This window comes from Streptomyces sp. NPDC020490, assembly GCF_044335305.1.
Taxonomy (GTDB): domain Bacteria; phylum Actinomycetota; class Actinomycetes; order Streptomycetales; family Streptomycetaceae; genus Streptomyces.
On the sequence record NZ_JBIRUY010000032.1, the window covers coordinates 1 to 16,206 of the forward strand.

Sequence of the window (16,206 nt, forward strand, 5' to 3'; positions counted from 1 at the left end):
GAAGCCTTAGACAAGCCCTATCGTCCCAGGTCAGAAGGCACTTTCGCTTTGCCGCTCATGATCCGGACACGCCCCCAAGTGAAACGCGCAGGCTAACGCTCGGGGAGTGGGGAAGAAGTGCTCCGCGACACAGCCCGCGACGTTGCGTGACTTGTCACTCACACATGGTTACTATTGCTCGTTACGGCCGCCTCGACGCGCGCTCGGACCGCTGCCCACCCCTTCGTGGGAAGTGCTCCCCCGATCGGCAGGCCGCCGGGATGCGCCCCGGGCTTCCCGCCGGTTGCGCGGTCTCCCTGCGGGTGCACGACACCACCCGCTCCGCCTCGCCCCCGGGCGGGCAGTCGCACACCGCCTCGATGCGGTGCCACAGGGCCGGCGGCCGTCCTCACGTTGATCGCGGCGTTGATGTCCCGGTCGTGGACGGTGCCGCAGGCGGCGCAGGTCCATACCTTCACGTGCAGGGCTTCGGGTCCGTCGCGGTGGCCGCAGGTGGAGCACACCTGGCTGGTGGGCTCGAACCTGTCGATCTTCACGAAGGTCCGTCCGTACCGCTTCGCCCTGTACTCCAGCATGCCCACGAACTGCGACCAGCCCGCGTCGTGCACACACCTGGCCAGCCGGGTGCGAGCCAGGCCGCCCACTGCCAGGTCCTCCACGGCGACCGCTTGGTCGCGGATCAGCCTCGTGGAGAGCTGGTGGTGGAACTCCCGGCGCGCGTCGGCCACCTTCGCGTGAGCGCGGGCGGCCTTCAGGCAGGCCCTGGCACGGTTCTTGGATCCCTTCTGCTTGCGGGACAGCTCCCGCCGGGCCTTCTTCAGTTTCTTCTCCGCGCGCCGCAGGAAGCGCGGAGAGTCGATCTTCGTGCCGTCGGACAGGACCGCAAAGTGCGTGAGGCCGAGGTCGATGCCGACGGTGCGGTCGGTCTCCGGCATCCGTGCCCGGTCGGCGGCGGGGTCTGTGTCGATGACGAAGGAGGCGAAGTACCGGCCGGCCGCGTCCTTGACTACGGTGACCGAGTCCCGCAGGGACTGCTGGAGCACCACCGCGGAGACCTCGCCCAGCCGGCACCGTTCCGCTGTCCGCTCGGCCTCGGTGATCAATCGCGTGGACAGCTCCCCGGCCTTCCCCAACGACCTCTGCTGACCGGTGTCCGGGTACAGGAAGCTGTACCTGAGCTGCACGACCGTCACCCTACGTACTCAGGTGATCAGTTGGATGCAGGAGATCAGAACTGGCCGGCAGCGTACTTTCGTGCCGCATGTCCACGTGATCTTCGTGACCAGGTTTCGGCACAAGGTGTTCGCCGATGCCCGTCTGGCGCGCACGGAGAAATTCACGTGGTCGGTGTGTACGGACTTCGCGTGCGACCTGGCACGGGCCACCGCCGCACGGCCCGGCCAAGGCGAGCCGTACGGCGCGGCCCCGGTCGACGGCGTACACGAACAGCACGCCGATCGCGGCCGTCGCGGCGGTGGAGTACTTCATCACCGCGAGCCCGAGCGGCACCGCGGCGGGGAAGGCCGGCCGCCGCCCACCACAGGGGTGCGCGGCGGCCGGCCTTCCCGGTCCGTACGGCCACGTCGTCGGCGAGGGCCGTCGCCACGGTCAGCCGCCCAGGATGACCCGCAGGTCGGCGGCGTTCGCCTCGGTGACCTTCCACAGCTCCTGCTGGCGGCCGTGCACGTCGGCCACGGTCTTCGCGTGGTCGGCGAGCAGCTCCCGGGAGCGCTCCACCAGGCGGGCGGCGAGGTGGCGGTCGTGCACGGAGACGCCCCACTCGGGCCGCTCGATGTCGTTGAGGAAGTACGCCATCTTCGGGTGCGAGATCAGGCTGATGATGGGCGTGCCGCAGCCGAACGGGATCATTCCGGCGTGCCCGCGCATGCCGATGACCAGCTTGGTGCGGGCGTAGAGGTCGAGGATCTCCTTGTTCTCGAAGTCGTACATCGGGATGACCGGCAGTGAGATGCCGTGCTCGCGGCGCAGGTCGAAGGCGATCTTCTCGTCGTCGAGCGAGTGCGCGACGCACCGCACCTCGGCGAGTTCGCCCAGGTCCCGGACGGCCTGCGCCATCTGGGCCAGGAAGTAGCCGTAGTCGTGGCCGAAGCGCAGGCCCGCGCGGTCGTAGGCGGCGTTGATCAGGATGGTGTCGTCGCGGCGGGCGGGGTCCTGCCAGCCCGGCACGAGCTGCCGGGTGACCGTCGTCGGGCAGGGCTGGAAGCGCACCTTGCCCTTGAGGTGGTCCGGGAGCATGGCCCGGACCTTCTCGATCGAGCCGTGGTTGCGCAGCCCGAAGAAGGAGGACCGCTCGACGAGCAGCCGCAGCGACTGACGGAACCGGCCGGCCCGGTAGGACTGGCCGTCGAAGGCGTTGAAGCCGACCGCGAACACCGAGATCGGCACCTCGATGCGGTCCAGCAGCTCGTCCGGGACGTTCCACTGCCAGGCGCTGTTGCCGTTGGGCATGGTGTCCGGGATGAACAGGCCGCCGCCGCCGATGACCAGGCCGCGGCGGGCGTTGACGCGTTCCAGGGCCGCCTCGTCGAACAGGCGGTGGGCGTGGACGGAGTGCCAGCGGCGGGAGGTGGTGTCCGGCCCGAAGGCGAGGCGGACGCTCTCCGGCAGCAGCTTGTCGCCCGCGTTGCCCTGCCGGTCCATGTAGAACGCGACGTGCGCCAACTGGTCCTCGGGAGCGCCGAGTTCCTGGGCCGGCACGGAGGACGCGCGCTGCGCCCACAGGCGGCTGGAGCGGTGGGTGGGGTCGACGGACAGGCCGGCCGTGGCGTGCTTCAGCGCCTCGGCGTTGTCGCCGTGCACCCACGCGATCTGCGCGAGGCGGGCGTAGGCGGTCGCGGCCCGGTTGGGGGCGGCGGTGGCCAGCAGCAGCTGCGCCTTGGCCTCCGCGTAGCGCGAGACGCTCATCAGGGCGTGGCCGAGGACCTCGTGCGGCCACGCCTCGTCGAGCGGGACGCGGACGCCGCTCAGGATGTCGACGGCGTCCTGGTAGTCGCCGGAGGCGATGTGCGCGGCGGCGACCTTGCGGGCGACCTCGGCGTCGCCGGTGCGGGCGACGTGCGGGGTGCCGTAGTGGACGAGCAGGTCGTGGTGGAGGCCGCCGGAGGAGGCCAGGTAGGCGGCGTGGAAGTCGGCGTCGGACAGGTCGAACTCGCGCCAGCGGTCCTCGGCCTGGCTGTAGCCGGCCTCGCCGCCCTGCCACGGCTTGTGACGGCCGGTGAAGTGCAGGATCGCGGTGTCCTCGGGGACCGGCAGATCGCCGGACAGCCGCCGCTTGACGAAGTTGTAGCGGGGGTCGAGGCGGACGAAGTCGCCGTCCAGGACGGCGTTGAGGATGCCCTGGTCGTGCTTGTCGAGCTCGTAGTCGCCGCTGCGCCCGCACCGGTCGAGCTTCGCGCAGAACTCGTCGCTGAGGTACTCGCGCTGGATGACCAGCAGGCCGGAGTTCAGCTTGTGCTGTCCGTAGAAGAACTGCGGCACGGCCGCGAGTCCCTCGCGCAGCCTGAGCAGTTCGCTCAGGTCGCCAAGGACGACCATGTCGGTGTCGAGGGTGATGACGGTGTCGTACTCGCGCAGCCGGAAGACGTCGAGGATGAAGTACGCCTTGCGGACCAGGTAGTTGTCCTGGTCGCCCTTCTTGTACGAGTCGTAGTGGTCGGCGTCGACGCGCTTGAGGACGATGCGCGGGTGCAGGTCGCGGATCTTGGCGACGGAGCCGGGGCGCAGGTCGTCGTAGAGGACGACGAAGTCCTCGCAGACGCCCGGGTTGGACAGGGCGAGGCTGCGCAGCAGGACGAGGAAGCCGGGCAGGTAGTTCTCGTCGACGTAGGAGGCGAAGGCGATGCGGCGCTTGCCGGTGAGCGCGGAGGCGTCGGTCGCGGGGGCCGGGCCGGCGGCGGGCGCGGTCAGGGAGGTCGTGGTCATCGCAGGGATATCCTCATGTCGGTCACGCTCTGGGCCCGCTGCATGACCCATTCCTTCTCGCTGGTGTATTCGTGCACGGACGTGATGGCCAGCTTCATCGCCTCCGGCACGCGGTAGGCGCCGCTCTCGTAGAAGTCGAAGCCGATCAGGTCGAGCCGGGGGCTGACGTCCAGGAAGTCCAGCAGCCACAGCATGTTGAAGCCGGTGGTCGGGATGCCCGACCAGGCGTCGGCGCCGAGCTTGCCGATGTTGCGCAGGGGCCAGCGCAGCGACTCGTCGCCGAGGTAGGTCTGGGCGCCGGGCACCAGGCGGTTGCGCAGCGAGTGCTTCCAGTCGCCGGAGATGCCGCCGAAGACCAGGCGGGTGGTGACCTGCTGGTCCCAGTTGAAGCCGTGCTTGTGGATGGTGGCGTGGATGTCGGTGCGGCTGCCGGTGTGCTTCGGGTCGATCTTGTACGAGTTGAAGCGCACCACGAGGTCGTAGGAGTCGATCTCGGCGCCCATCGAACTGGTGCCGACGCGGCCGGAGTTGGCGATCAGGCAGATGGACTTGCCGGTGATCAGGTTGCGGAACTCGCCGAGGCTGATCCACTGCACGCCGCCGACGGCCGGGTCGGCGACCGGGCCGCGCATGCGGCTGCGGCGCTGCTCGGCGTAGAGGGCGAGGGCGTCGGTGAGCGCGGGCAGGTCGACGCCGGGGACCGCGGTGCGCAGGTCGAGGTACTGGCTGAGCAGGTCCTGCCGGTCGGCGACCGGGGCCTCCTCGGCGGCCAGCGTGAGGAGCGCTCCCACCAGCCGGGGCTCGGCCTCGGCCCAGTCGCCGACGGCGTGCGCGGCCAGGCCCTCGGCCCACACCTCGGTGGCCGGGCGGCGGGTGAACTCCGCGGCGCGCGGGACCTGGCGGCCGAGCAGCGCGAGCAGTTCGCGCTCCTTCTCGCCGGCCAGGCGCAGGCCGGCGATGCGGTTGCGGACGCCGAAGCCGTCGTCGTCGGTGAGGGAGAGGTACTTCTCGTACGCCTCCAGCGCCTCCGTCTCGTCGCCGAGGGCCTCCAGGAGGCGGGCGCGCAGCCGCCAGCCGGCGCGGGAGTTCTTGCGCTGGGCGAGCACGGTGTCGCTGATGACCAGGGCGAGGTTCAGCTCGTCGTCGTAGCCGCACTCCAGCGCCTTGTTGGCCACGGCGAGCAGGGCGTCGAGCAGTTCGTTGCCGAGGCCGGCGGAGGCGGGGGCCGCGGCGCCCTTGACGGCACGCTTGAGCAGCGCGGTGGCGCCGCCGGCCGGGGCGGGCGCGGCGGCCGTGGTGGCGGTGGTGCCCCACACGACGAGCAGCTTGCGCAGTTGTTCGGCGAGTTCGACGCGGCGGCGGTCGATGCTGCCGACGAGTTTGCCGCTGTGCACGGCGCAGGCGCGCAGGCAGTCGTCCAGCTCCCCTCCGCGTGCGCGTGCCCGTCTGTTGTGGACCCTCGTCATGGCGCTCCTGGGTATGTGCCGAACCAAGCTGTGAACGTGCCTCACCCGCCGGGGTTCACCGCGGCGCGGGGGGATGCCGGGTCAAATTAGGAAGCGAAAACGACGTTCAGGTGAACCCGCCGGGGCCGGGGGGAGAATCGTTGGTCCGCGGCCCGGGTCCGCGTCCGGCGCGGTCCCGAAAACCCTTCAGGGCGCGGGTACTTGGCGCGGCTCGAGGCCCGAGGTCACGGCTCGGACCCGGCCGGTGGTCAGACGCTCGCCAGCGACAGCTTCACCGCGAAGCCCAGGAACAGCGCCCCGGCCGCCGAGGTCGCCGTCGCCGCGAGCCGCTTGCGGCGGCGGAAGGCGGCGGCCAGCCGGGTGCCGCCGAATATCAGCGCGCTGAGGTAGAGCACGCTCGCGAGCTGCGCGAAGACGCCGAGGACGACGAAGGACAGGGCGGGGTAGGCGTAGCCCGGGTCGACGAACTGCACGAAGAAGGCGACGAAGAACAGGATCGCCTTGGGGTTGAAGAGGCTGATGACGAGGGCACGGCGGTAGGGCCGCTCGTCGGTGACCGTCGCGCCGGCGTCCTCGTGCACGGCCTTCTCCCGCCGCGTGCGCCACATCCCCCAGGCGGCCCGCATCATGCCGGCCGCGAGCCAGGTCAGATATCCGGCGCCGGCGTACTTCACGATGCCGAACAGCACGGCGTTCGCCTGCAGCAGCGAGGCGACGCCGGCGGCGGACAGCGTCATCAGCACGGCGTCCCCGCACCACACCCCGGCCGCCGCCCCGTACCCGGCCCGCACCCCACGCCGGGCGGCCACGGACAGCACGTACAGCGAGTTGGGCCCGGGCAACAGCACGATGAGCACGAGGCCGGCCAGGTAGGTGGGCAGATCGATGACGCCGAACATGGAAAGGAGTGTCGCACGCGGGTACGACACCCCCTCCGGGGGAGCCGGTCAGAACGCGTCGGACGGGACGTACGTGCCCCAGATGTCGCGCAGGGCGTTGCAGACCTCGCCGACCGTGGCGCGGGCGCGCAGGGCGTCCTTCATCGGGTAGAGGACGTTGTCCTCGCCCTCGGCGGCCTTCTTCAGGGCCGCCAGCGCCGAGTCCACCGCGGCCTGGTCGCGTTCGGCGCGCAGCCTGGCGAGACGCTCGGCCTGCTGGGCCTCGATGGCGGGGTCGACGCGCAGCGGCTCGTACGGCTCCTCCTCGTCGAGCTGGAAGCGGTTGACGCCGACCACGACCCGCTCGCCGGAGTCGGTCTCCTGGGCGATGCGGTAGGCGCTGCGCTCGATCTCGTTCTTCTGGAAGCCGTGCTCGATGGCCGTCACCGCGCCGCCGAGGTCCTCGACCTTCTTCATCAGCTCCAGCGCCGCCGCCTCGACGTCGTCGGTCATCTTCTCGATGACGTACGACCCGGCGAACGGGTCGACGGTCGCCGTCACGTCCGTCTCGTAGGCGAGGACCTGCTGGGTGCGCAGGGCGAGGCGCGCGGACTTGTCCGTCGGCAGCGCGATCGCCTCGTCGAAGGAGTTGGTGTGCAGCGACTGGGTGCCGCCCAGCACCGCCGCCAGACCCTGCACCGCGACGCGGACCAGGTTCACCTCCGGCTGCTGCGCCGTCAGCTGCACCCCGGCCGTCTGCGTGTGGAACCGCAGCATCAGCGACTTGGGGTTCTTCGCGCCGAACTCGTCCCGCATCACCCGCGCCCAGATCCGGCGCGCGGCGCGGAACTTCGCGACCTCCTCCAGGATCGTCGTCCGGGCCACGAAGAAGAACGACAGGCGGGGCGCGAAGTCGTCGACGTCCATGCCCGCCGCGACCGCCGTACGGACGTACTCGATGCCGTCGGCGAGGGTGAACGCGATCTCCTGCGCCGGGGACGCGCCCGCCTCCGCCATGTGGTAACCCGAGATCGAGATCGTGTTCCACTTCGGGATCTCGGCCTTGCAGTACTTGAAGATGTCCGCGATCAGACGCAGCGACGGCTTGGGCGGGAAGATGTACGTGCCCCGCGCGATGTACTCCTTCAGCACGTCGTTCTGGATCGTGCCGGTGAGCTGGTCGGCGGCGACGCCCTGCTCCTCGGCGACCAGTTGGTACAGCAGGAGCAGCAGCGCGGCGGGCGCGTTGATCGTCATCGACGTGGAGACCTTGTCCAGCGGGATCCCGCCGAACAGCACCCGCATGTCGTCGATCGAGTCGATGGCCACGCCGACCTTGCCGACCTCGCCGTGCGCGATCGGCGCGTCGGAGTCGTGGCCCATCTGCGTGGGCAGGTCGAAGGCGACCGAAAGACCCATCGTGCCGTTGGCGATCAGCTGCTTGTAACGCGCGTTCGACTCCGTCGCCGTGCCGAAACCGGCGTACTGGCGCATCGTCCACGGACGGCCGGTGTACATCGACGGGTACACGCCACGGGTGAACGGGTACTTCCCCGGCTCGCCCAGCTTCTGCTCCGGGTCCCAGCACGCCAGGGCCTCCGGCCCGTACACCGGCTCGATGGGCAGTCCGGACTCCGACTCGCGCGCCATGGTGTGTTGCCTCCCGCTCAGCAGTTACTCGCCAGTTACGCCAGTTCAGACCGACCCTCGGACGGACTGTAGCGTCGGCCGTGCACCGGGTGCAGGGGCGCACCCTGGGACCTTCCTCACAGGGTGTATGCGGTCCCGGTCACAACAATGCCCCGCCGTTCGCGGCCCGTCACCTGCGGGCAGCATGAAAGGGGCACGCGAGCACATCGGTGAGACGGCTGGGGGCGCGGTGCGTACTGCGGGCACGGTGAGAGCGATCGCCACGACGGCGGCCCTGGCCGCTCTGGCCGCCCTGGCCGGGGTGTCCGGCTGCACCGTGCAGGGCGCGGACGGCACGGGCCGCTCACCGGTGCGCATCCAACTGCCGAGCAGCGCTCCCCCCGCCGCCTCGTCCGGCGGCACGCAGGACTCCTCCCCCGCCGGCGGCGGCACCGTCCTGTGGTCGCGCGGCGACACGGGCCCCGGCGTACGCGAACTCCAGGCCCGGCTGCGCCAGGTGGACTGGCTGTTCGACGGCCCCACGGGGACGTACGACGACCTGACGGAGCGGGCGGTCCAGGGCTTCCAGGGCAAGCGCGGGCTGCCGCGGACGGGGCGGACGGACGCCGTCACCTGGCAGCGGCTGCTGCGCATGACGCACGAGCCGGGGAAGTGGGAGCTGTACCTGATGGGCGGCCAGCCCGCCGGCGCGCCCGATCCGCGCTGCCTGACCGGGCGGGTCCTGTGCATCGACAAGACGACCCGCACCCTGCGCTGGATGATCGACGGGCGCACCGTCTCGACGATGCCGGTCCGCTTCGGCTCGCGCGGCACACCCACCCGGGAGGGCGTGTTCCACGTGTACTGGAAGTCGCGCCACCACTGGTCGACGCTCTACGACTCGTCCATGCCGTACGCGATGTTCTTCAGCGGCGGGCAGGCCGTGCACTTCTCGTACGACTTCGCGGCCCACGGCTACGCCGGCGCCTCGCACGGCTGCGTCAACGTCCGGGACGAGGCGGCGATCGCCGGCCTGTACGCACAGGTCCGGTACGGCGACGAGGTCGTCGTGTTCCGGTGACGCCCCGGGAGGGGAAGTTCGGGGCGCGGACGGGACCGGGGGAACGTGTCCCGCCCGCGCCGATGCGCACAAGCCGTGGGTACGGGGGGAACCCCGGCTCTGTGCAGAAAGCCGATGACCAGTCGGCTCACTCGTTACTGCGCCGGCGCGGCCGAAAACGTCACACCCCGGGCGAGGAATTTTCCCGGCCCCGCGAAAGGCCAGGTCACCCGGACGGGCGAAGGTCAGAGGGCGCTGTACGTGGGGCTCGGTGACGGTGCGGGCGATGTGGACGCCGGGGTGCCCTTCCCGCCGGGGGCCATACGGGGGGCGCCGTCGCCCTGGTCGTCGTCACCCTCGTCGTCGTCCTGGCCGCCCTTGCCGTTGCCGTTGCCCTTGCCGTTCCCGGCGCCGTTCCCGTTCCCGTTCCCCTTGCCGTTGCCGTTGCCGTTGCTCTTACCGTTGTTGCCGTTGCCGTTGCCGCCGCCCGTGCCCTTGTCCGTGCCGTTGGCGTCGCTGTTGTCTTCCGCGGTGCCCGTCCCGGTTCCGGTGCCGTCGCCGGTTCCGGTCCCGGTCCCGGTCCCGGTCCCGGTCCCGGAGAGGATGCCCTGGCAGTACTTCCACACGCGGGCCGTGCCGGAGCCGCCCGCCGCCTGCTCCAGGGCCCGTCTGCGGCCGGGGCCCAGTTCCCTGCCGTCGCGCACGGCACGGCAGGCCGACAGGGCGCCGCCCCACCAGCCGCCCCCGCCGGAACCGGCCTCGTCCGAGGCCCCGGCGCCCGGGGTGCCGTGCGGGTCCGCCGGTCCGGTGGCGCCGGCGGAGGAGCCGCCGGGCGTGGGCTCGCCGTGCGGTAAGCCGGTGGACGGCGATCCGAGCGGGCCGTCCGGCGTCCCGGCGACCGATGCGCCCGGACGGGGTTCGGCTCCGCCGAAGGGTTTGGGCAGGACGCCGCTCGTGGCCGCCACCGCGACTCCGCCGACCACGACGGCGGTCAGCGCGGCGGACAGCCCGAGGCGGACCGGGCGGTTCCAGCGGCGGCGCCTGCCGATTCCGCTCGGGCGGCCGATGCGGACCAGGCCGGCGTCCGAGGACGAGGCGTCGGCGTCGTCGCCGACGGCGGAACTCCCGGCCGAGGCGTCGGCCCGCGCCGCGCGGAAGGCGGCCAGCGCCGCGCTCTCGCCCGGGAGTCCGGCACCTTCGGCGACGGGTTCCGCGCTCAGTGACCCGAGCGCCTTGGCGAGTCGTTCCGCCTGGTCACGGGCGGTGGGGTCGACAGTTTCGAGGGATTGCCCGGTCAGCAGGAGCTCCGCTGTCTCGCGGTCCAGCCACCTGTACTGCTCGTCGGCCATCACATGTCCTTCTGCGTCCGCGCGCGCATCTGCGTCACAGCCGCGGACGTCACCGCGCGGCCGCTCGGTTCTCGCTGGGCGGGCAGCGCGTCGAGCGCGCCCGCCGATTCCGGATCGGCGCCGATGAGTTCGGCGAGGCGCTTGAGACCGCGGTGCGCCGCGGTGCGCACGGCGCCCGGACGCTTGCCCAGCGTCTCCGCGGCGGTCTTCGCGTCGAGGCCCACGACCACGCGCAGCACGACGGCCTCGGCCTGGTCCTGCGGCAGCCGGGCGATGAGGGAGAGGGTGCGGTCGGTGGCCAGCGCCTCGATGGCCTCGCCCGCGGTGTCGGACTCGGCGGCCCGGCCCGTCAGCTCCGTCTCGTCGCCGCCGATGGCGGGACGGCGGCCGCGCATACGGATGTGGTCCAGCGCGCGGTTGCGGGCGATGCGGGCGGCCCAGCCGCGGAAGCGGTCCGCGTCCCCCTCGAAGCGTCCCAGGTCGCGGGCGATCTGCAGCCACGCCTCGGAGGCGACGTCCTCGGCGTCCGGATCGCCGACCAGTGTCCGTACGTATCCGAGCAGCCGTGGGTGCACCGCCCGGTACACAGTCCGGAACGCGGTCTCGCTCCCGTCCTGTGCCGCAAGCACCGCGGCGGTCAGCTCCGCGTCGTCCCCCAGCACCCGTGTTCCTCAGTCGATGGTCGGCCGATGGTGGCGGCGATCCCCCTCCGCGCCCGGCGCGAAAGGCACGTTACGACCTGAAACCGCTCCTCGTCCATGTCCGGACGAGCTGCAACGCTCTTGTGACGCGACGGGGTGTGACAGAAAACGCACCCGGGGCGCTGTAGGGAGTACGGGCCGCCGCGCGGCCCGTACCGCGCGACGGCCGGGGCCTCTCCTGTGGGGGGTGGCGGCCCCGGCCGTTGTCGTGCGGGACTCTTCGGGCCCTCGCTCATCCGGATCCTCACCCCCGCACGGCGACGTCCTCAGCGGCCGTTGCCGTTCCCCTCAGCCACTGTTGCCGTTCCCCTCAGCCGCTGTTGCCGTTGTCCCCGCCCGACTTGCCGTTGCCGTCGCCCGCGCCGGTCGGCGCCCCCGCGGTGGCTGCGGAACCGGCGGTGGCTGCGGAACCGGGACTCGCGGGGGAACCCGGGCTCGCGGGGACGCCCGGAGTCGCGGCGGCGGCGGGAGTGGTGGCGGCACCCGGTGCGCTCGGCCTGCCGGTGACACCGGCCCTGCCCGGGTTGCTCGCGGCCCCCGTCGGCGTGCTCCCCGCCAGCTGCCGGGTGCAGTACCCGGCGACCTTCTCCTCGCCGCCCGCGGCCTCGATCAGCCGCTGCCAGACCGTCGCCTCCAGCGTCTTGCCCCGGCCGTCGACCGACTCGTACGCCAGGCAGTGGGCCTCGGTGTCCTGCGCGGTCCCCGGGCGGTCCGCGGCGGCGGAGGCGCCCGGCGTGCGGGAGCCGGCCGCGGACGAGGGGGCGGCCGACGCCGTCGGGGCGCCGGCCGACGGACGCGGCCGCCCGGTGCCGCGGGCGTCGTCCGACGACCCGGCGGTGCCGATGGCCGCGACGGCGACGCCGCTGACCGTCAGCCCGGCCAGGAACAGCGCCAGGGTGGCCTTCAGCGAGCGGCGCGCCCGCCCGTGCTCGCGCGGGCGCCAGTCGTCCCGGCGGCGGGTCCGCGTCCGGTGCGCCCCGGCCTCCCGGGCGGCCCGGAAGGCGGCCACCGCCCGCTGCTCGGCCTCGGCGTCGACGGAGTCCGGGCGTATCGCCGCGGCGAGCAGCAGCTCCAGCGCCGCGCTCTCCGCCGCGCCCTCGGGGCCGGACACGGGACCGGACAGGGGGCCGGACACGGGACCGGACACGGGACCGCCGGGGCGCACACGCCGACGGCCGGAGGTACTGCCGTCGCCCTGCCGTTCACCCATGTCCGTATCCATCCCTGTCAGACCCGTCGCGGGTCCGGCGCTCGCCGCCGCCCGCACCGCCCGCGGCGTCCGTGCCGCCGCTGCCGTTCATTTCGACTCCCCCAGCGTCCGGGGGTCCCCATTTGTCACACCCGGGACGCCGAGCCGGCGGGCGAGCCCCTTCAGCCCCCGGTGCGCGGCGGTGCGCACGGCGCCGGGGCGCTTGCCGAGGACACGGGCCGCGGCGGGGCCGTCCAGGCCGACGACGACCCTCAGCAGCACGGCCTCGGCCTGGTCGCGGGGCAGGCTGCGGACCAGCTCCAGGGCGCGCTCGGTGGACAGCGCCTCCAGGGCCTGCTCGTGGGTGTTCTGCCGGCCGGGCAGCTCCAGCACGTCCTGTTCGAGCGCCGAGGACCGGGGCCGCACCTTCTGCCGGCGCAGATGGTCCAGCGCCCGGTGCCGGGCTATGGTCGCCGTCCAGCCGCGGAAGCCCGCGCCGTCGCCCTTGAACCGCCCGAGGTCGCGGGCTATCTCCAGCCAGGCGTCGGAGGCCACGTCCTCGGCGTCGTCGCCGACGATCCCCCGGAGATAGCCGAGCAGTCCCGGCTGGACGAGTCGGTACGCGACGGCGAAGGCGGCTTCGTCGCCCTCCTTGGCCCGCGCAACGGCCTCGCCCAGCTCCCCGTCGTACACCTGCGCGCGGCGGGGTTCCCCTCCCTGGCCCAACACTGTCCTCGTTCGTACGGGTGCGAAACGGGCCCGTCGGAACCCGCGTCGTGCACACGGCCGGCCGTGCGCACGCCTCCACGGTCCTCAGCGTCCTGGGTCACACAAGTGTCACAGCTCGTCAGAAGCCCCGGGCGTGTCGAGGCGGCGGTCCATGCTCAGGCGGCGGCTCTGCGCGTACGGCCGTGCAGCCTCAGATAGAACAGCTGGAGGGACTCCTCCGGGCTGCCCGTCTCGAACCGGTTGCGGACCTTGCCGAGCGGGTTCCACACCCGTCCGTCGGCCATCCGCACCCCGACCGGCTGTCCGGACCAGGCGCGCTGCCGGTCGTCGAAGTCCACCCAGTGCGCGCCCGCGCGGCGCACGAGCACCTCGCCGACGTACGCGCCGAGCCCGAGGAGGGTGTCGTGGGCCCGCTCCGGGTCGGCGCCGCCCTTGCGCAGTCCGTCGATCAGGAAGTCGACGACCCGCAGGCTGCCTTCGGAATAGTCCAGCGGCAGCCGGCTGCGGGCGGTCACGCGCGCGACGAGAGACGCCGCACACGACCGCATCTCGTCCGCGCACGGCACGCGCTCGTCCACATCGGTCATGGAACCCCCAACTGGCTCGGCTCGCGGGAGGGGCTGCACCCCTCCCCCTGAACCAGCGGATCGCCCGCCGTGAGCATCACGGGCTCGCCGCGTGTCGATCGACACACGGCGGATCCACAGCCCGCGCACAACCTTTCCGCCGCTCGTGCGTCACCCCGGGCTCCGCGGCCGTGCAGTGACGTTCGCCCTGGACGCTGCGCTGTGTGTAGGTGCCACCTGTCGTGACGGGTGGGGCAGTTGAGTTTTTCGAACCGGTTTCCTTCCAAGGGTGGGACAAGTGAGTCCTCGCGGGACGCGTGCGTACAGACCGCTGAGCATGAAACGACGGGCGTGGCTGACGCTCGGCGCGGTGCTCCTGGGCGGCGGGGGCGTGGTCACCTACGCCGTCGCCAGCCCGGGCGGCGACGGCGGGGCCGCGGGGCGGGCCAAGCGGCCGGTGAGCGTCCACGACCTGCCGCTGAGGGCCACCGCGGGCGGGGAGGAGCTGCCGCGCACGCGGACCGAGCAGTTCTCGATGCTCGGCGTCTCCTGGGCGGACGCCGGCAAGCGGCTGCACGGCACGGCCCAGGTGCGCACCCGCGCCCTGGGGACCGGCGAGTGGAGTGCCTGGCAGGACCTGGAGACGGACGCCGACCCGCTGGAGGACCCGCGGGCGCGGGCCCGTGCGCGCGGCGCGTCCGAGCCGCTGTGGGTCGGCCCCTCCGACGGCGTGCAGGTGCGGGTCGTCCACCGGGACGGCTCCGCCGGCTCCGCTCTGCCCAAGGGGCTCGAGGTCAGCCTCGTCGACCCCGGGGTGGTGACGGACGCCGAGGCGAAGGCCGCCGAGCCGGCCGCGTTCGTGGCGGCCGGGACACCCACCGACAGCGCCGCGCCCACCGACAGCGCCGCGCCCACCGACAGCGCCGCTCCGACGGACAGTGCCGCCCCCACGGACAGCGCCGCCCCGTCCGACTCGGCGTCGGCGTCCGACTCGGCGTCGCCGTCCGCGTCTTCGTCCGCGAGCCCGTCGAGCACCGCGCCCACCGCGCCGCCCTCCACCGTGCCCGAGCCGCCGATCGTCCCGCGCGCCGACTGGGGCGCCGACGAGTCGCTCAGCCCCGACCCGTCGGAGTACAACGCCGACGTGAAGGCCGTCTTCGTCCACCACACCGACGGCGCCAACGACTACGCGTGCTCCGATTCGGCGGCCATCGTGCGGGGCATCTACGCGTACCACACGCAGACCAACGGCTGGAACGACATCGGCTACAACTTCCTGGTCGACAAGTGCGGCACCGTCTTCGAAGGCCGCAAGGGCGGCGTCGACCTGCCGGTGCTCGGCGCGCACACCTACGGCTGGAACCGGGAGTCCGCGGGCATCGCGGTGCTCGGCGACCACACCACCACCGGCGCCACCGACGCGGCCCTGGCCTCGATCGCCCGCGTCGCGGCCTGGAAGCTCGGCCAGTACGGCGCCGACCCCGCCACGACCGTGCAGCTGAAGGCGGGCGCGAGCCAGACGAACTACTCCGGCACCAGCTTCACCGCGGGCAGCTCGTACACCTTCAAGCGGATCTCCGGCCACCGCGACGGCTACAACACCCAGTGCCCCGGCGGCTCGCTGTACGCGCAGCTGCCGACCGTCCGCGCCTGGGCGTCCGGCCCGGTGCAGGGCCTGAAGGTCACCTCGCTGTCCGGCGCGGGCCTGTCCGGCTCGACGTACTACACCAAGGGCGCCGTGACCGCCCACTGGTCCACCAGCACGCCGGGCTCGCTGATCTCCGGGTTCGAGCTGCTGGTCGACGGCAAGGCCGTCACCTCCGTCGCCGGCACGGCCACGTCCGCGAGCGCCACGCTCCCGCTGGGCGGCCACACCGTCGCCGTGCGCGCCGTGCACCAGTCCGGCAGGGCCACCACCTCGGCCGCGCTGAACGTCGTGGCGGAGACCACCGCGCCGGCGTTCACGACGACCCCGAAGATCTCGCTGCGCACCGGCACCGTCAACACGAGCGCCGTCCCGGTCACCCTCGGCTCGAAGGCCACCGACAACACCGCGCTGAAGTCCGTGAAGCTGCTGTCGCCGACGACCGTCACCTACGGCCCGACGACCACGAGCTCCCAGCGCACGGCCCCGTCCGGCACCGCCACGACGTGGCAGATGCGGGCGTACGACTACGCCGGCAACTACCGCACGTCCTCGCCCTCCTACACGCCGGTGATCCTCCAGGAGACCTCCGCGGTCAAGTCCGGCAGCTGGACGGCCCGTTCCTCCACCAGCTACCTCGGCGGCAAGTCGTACTCCAGCGGTTCCACGGGCGCGAGCCTGAGCTGGACCTTCACCGGCCGCTCCGCCTCCTGGGTGGTCTCCCGGGCGTCGAGCTCCGGTCAGGCGTACGTCTACGTCGACGGCGTCAGGACCGCGACGGTCGACCTGAAGTCGTCGACCACGCTGTACCGTCAGGCGATCTGGACCAAGACCTGGTCCGGCAGCGCCCAGCACACGGTGAAGATCGTGGTCGTCGGCACGAGCGGCCGGCCCACGATCACCACGGACGGCCTGGTCTACGTCAAGTAGCCGTCCGCCCGCCGGTCCACCGGGCCGGGGGGGGGGGGGGGGGGGGGGGGGGGGGGGGCGGGGGGGGCGGGGGCGGCGGGGGGGGGCGGCCGGGGGGGGGGGCGCGGCGCGCCCCCCCCCCC

The 16,206-nt window shown here is 72.7% G+C and carries 12 protein-coding genes; 2 read left to right on the forward strand and 10 right to left on the reverse strand.

The annotated features are described in order from the left end of the window. Positions 1–158: 158 nt before the first annotated feature. The 5 genes from ACH4ZX_RS28795 to ACH4ZX_RS28815 form a co-directional block, all read right to left on the reverse strand. Positions 159–1,184 carry an RNA-guided endonuclease InsQ/TnpB family protein gene (locus ACH4ZX_RS28795; RefSeq protein ID WP_398278787.1) on the reverse strand — a complete coding sequence of 342 codons (1,026 nt, stop codon included), beginning with the start codon at positions 1,182–1,184 and terminating at the stop codon, positions 159–161. Between the two features lie 424 nt (positions 1,185–1,608). Next, the gene (locus ACH4ZX_RS28800) at positions 1,609–3,942 is read right to left on the reverse strand and encodes a glycosyltransferase (protein ID WP_398278790.1); all 2,334 of its coding nucleotides are present in this window, start codon (positions 3,940–3,942) and stop codon (positions 1,609–1,611) included. Further along, the gene (locus ACH4ZX_RS28805) at positions 3,939–5,408 is read right to left on the reverse strand and encodes a glycosyltransferase family 29 protein (protein ID WP_398278793.1); all 1,470 of its coding nucleotides are present in this window, start codon (positions 5,406–5,408) and stop codon (positions 3,939–3,941) included. The genes ACH4ZX_RS28800 and ACH4ZX_RS28805 overlap by 4 nt, the downstream gene beginning before the upstream one ends. A 248-nt stretch (positions 5,409–5,656) precedes the next feature. Further along, entirely contained in the window at positions 5,657–6,307 is a 651-nt protein-coding gene (gene leuE / locus ACH4ZX_RS28810) for a leucine efflux protein LeuE (RefSeq protein WP_398278796.1), read from the reverse strand. A 48-nt stretch (positions 6,308–6,355) separates the two neighbouring features. Further along, positions 6,356–7,936, reverse strand: a complete 1,581-nt coding sequence (locus tag ACH4ZX_RS28815) for a methylmalonyl-CoA mutase (RefSeq protein ID WP_398278799.1) — start codon at positions 7,934–7,936, stop codon at positions 6,356–6,358. A 184-nt stretch (positions 7,937–8,120) separates the two neighbouring features. Here ACH4ZX_RS28815 and ACH4ZX_RS28820 point away from each other — a divergent pair, with 184 nt between their 5' ends. After that, positions 8,121–8,996, forward strand: a complete 876-nt coding sequence (locus ACH4ZX_RS28820) for a L,D-transpeptidase family protein (RefSeq protein ID WP_398278802.1) — start codon at positions 8,121–8,123, stop codon at positions 8,994–8,996. A 224-nt stretch (positions 8,997–9,220) separates the two neighbouring features. Here ACH4ZX_RS28820 and ACH4ZX_RS28825 read toward each other — a convergent pair whose 3' ends face one another. The 5 genes from ACH4ZX_RS28825 to ACH4ZX_RS28845 all read right to left on the reverse strand — a co-directional run bounded on the left by ACH4ZX_RS28825 (position 9,221) and on the right by ACH4ZX_RS28845 (position 13,530). Then, the gene (locus tag ACH4ZX_RS28825; protein WP_398278805.1) at positions 9,221–10,324 is read right to left on the reverse strand and encodes a hypothetical protein; all 1,104 of its coding nucleotides are present in this window, start codon (positions 10,322–10,324) and stop codon (positions 9,221–9,223) included. Next, positions 10,324–10,986, reverse strand: coding sequence for an RNA polymerase sigma factor (locus ACH4ZX_RS28830; protein WP_398278808.1), 663 nt, complete (start codon positions 10,984–10,986; stop codon positions 10,324–10,326). The genes ACH4ZX_RS28825 and ACH4ZX_RS28830 overlap by 1 nt, the downstream gene beginning before the upstream one ends. Before the next feature lie 349 nt (positions 10,987–11,335). Continuing rightward, a complete protein-coding gene (locus ACH4ZX_RS28835) occupies positions 11,336–12,235 on the reverse strand; it encodes a hypothetical protein (protein WP_398278810.1) in 900 nt (299 codons plus the stop codon). A gap of 87 nt (positions 12,236–12,322) precedes the next feature. After that, on the reverse strand, positions 12,323–12,940 hold the full coding sequence (locus ACH4ZX_RS28840) for an RNA polymerase sigma factor (RefSeq protein WP_398279051.1): 618 nt from the start codon (positions 12,938–12,940) through the stop codon (positions 12,323–12,325). Between the two features lie 158 nt (positions 12,941–13,098). Beyond that, positions 13,099–13,530 carry a hypothetical protein gene (locus ACH4ZX_RS28845; RefSeq protein WP_398278812.1) on the reverse strand — a complete coding sequence of 144 codons (432 nt, stop codon included), beginning with the start codon at positions 13,528–13,530 and terminating at the stop codon, positions 13,099–13,101. A 316-nt stretch (positions 13,531–13,846) separates the two neighbouring features. On the opposite strand from ACH4ZX_RS28845, the gene ACH4ZX_RS28850 reads away from it, so the two are divergent. Continuing rightward, entirely contained in the window at positions 13,847–16,084 is a 2,238-nt protein-coding gene (locus ACH4ZX_RS28850) for a peptidoglycan recognition protein (protein ID WP_398278814.1), read from the forward strand. Positions 16,085–16,206 lie beyond the last annotated feature (122 nt).

What these genes read in the sequence shown, in the direction of transcription:
- ACH4ZX_RS28800 (WP_398278790.1), bottom strand. Translation starts at nt 3,942, where the DNA reads ATGACCACGACCTCCCTGACCGCGCCCGCCGCCGGCCCGGCCCCCGCG.
- ACH4ZX_RS28805 (WP_398278793.1), bottom strand. Translation starts at nt 5,408, where the DNA reads ATGACGAGGGTCCACAACAGACGGGCACGCGCACGCGGAGGGGAGCTG.
- leuE (WP_398278796.1), bottom strand. Translation starts at nt 6,307, where the DNA reads ATGTTCGGCGTCATCGATCTGCCCACCTACCTGGCCGGCCTCGTGCTC.
- ACH4ZX_RS28815 (WP_398278799.1), bottom strand. Translation starts at nt 7,936, where the DNA reads ATGGCGCGCGAGTCGGAGTCCGGACTGCCCATCGAGCCGGTGTACGGG.
- ACH4ZX_RS28820 (WP_398278802.1), top strand. Translation starts at nt 8,121, where the DNA reads ATGAAAGGGGCACGCGAGCACATCGGTGAGACGGCTGGGGGCGCGGTG.
- ACH4ZX_RS28825 (WP_398278805.1), bottom strand. Translation starts at nt 10,324, where the DNA reads ATGGCCGACGAGCAGTACAGGTGGCTGGACCGCGAGACAGCGGAGCTC.
- ACH4ZX_RS28835 (WP_398278810.1), bottom strand. Translation starts at nt 12,235, where the DNA reads ATGGGTGAACGGCAGGGCGACGGCAGTACCTCCGGCCGTCGGCGTGTG.
- ACH4ZX_RS28845 (WP_398278812.1), bottom strand. Translation starts at nt 13,530, where the DNA reads ATGACCGATGTGGACGAGCGCGTGCCGTGCGCGGACGAGATGCGGTCG.
- ACH4ZX_RS28850 (WP_398278814.1), top strand. Translation starts at nt 13,847, where the DNA reads ATGAAACGACGGGCGTGGCTGACGCTCGGCGCGGTGCTCCTGGGCGGC.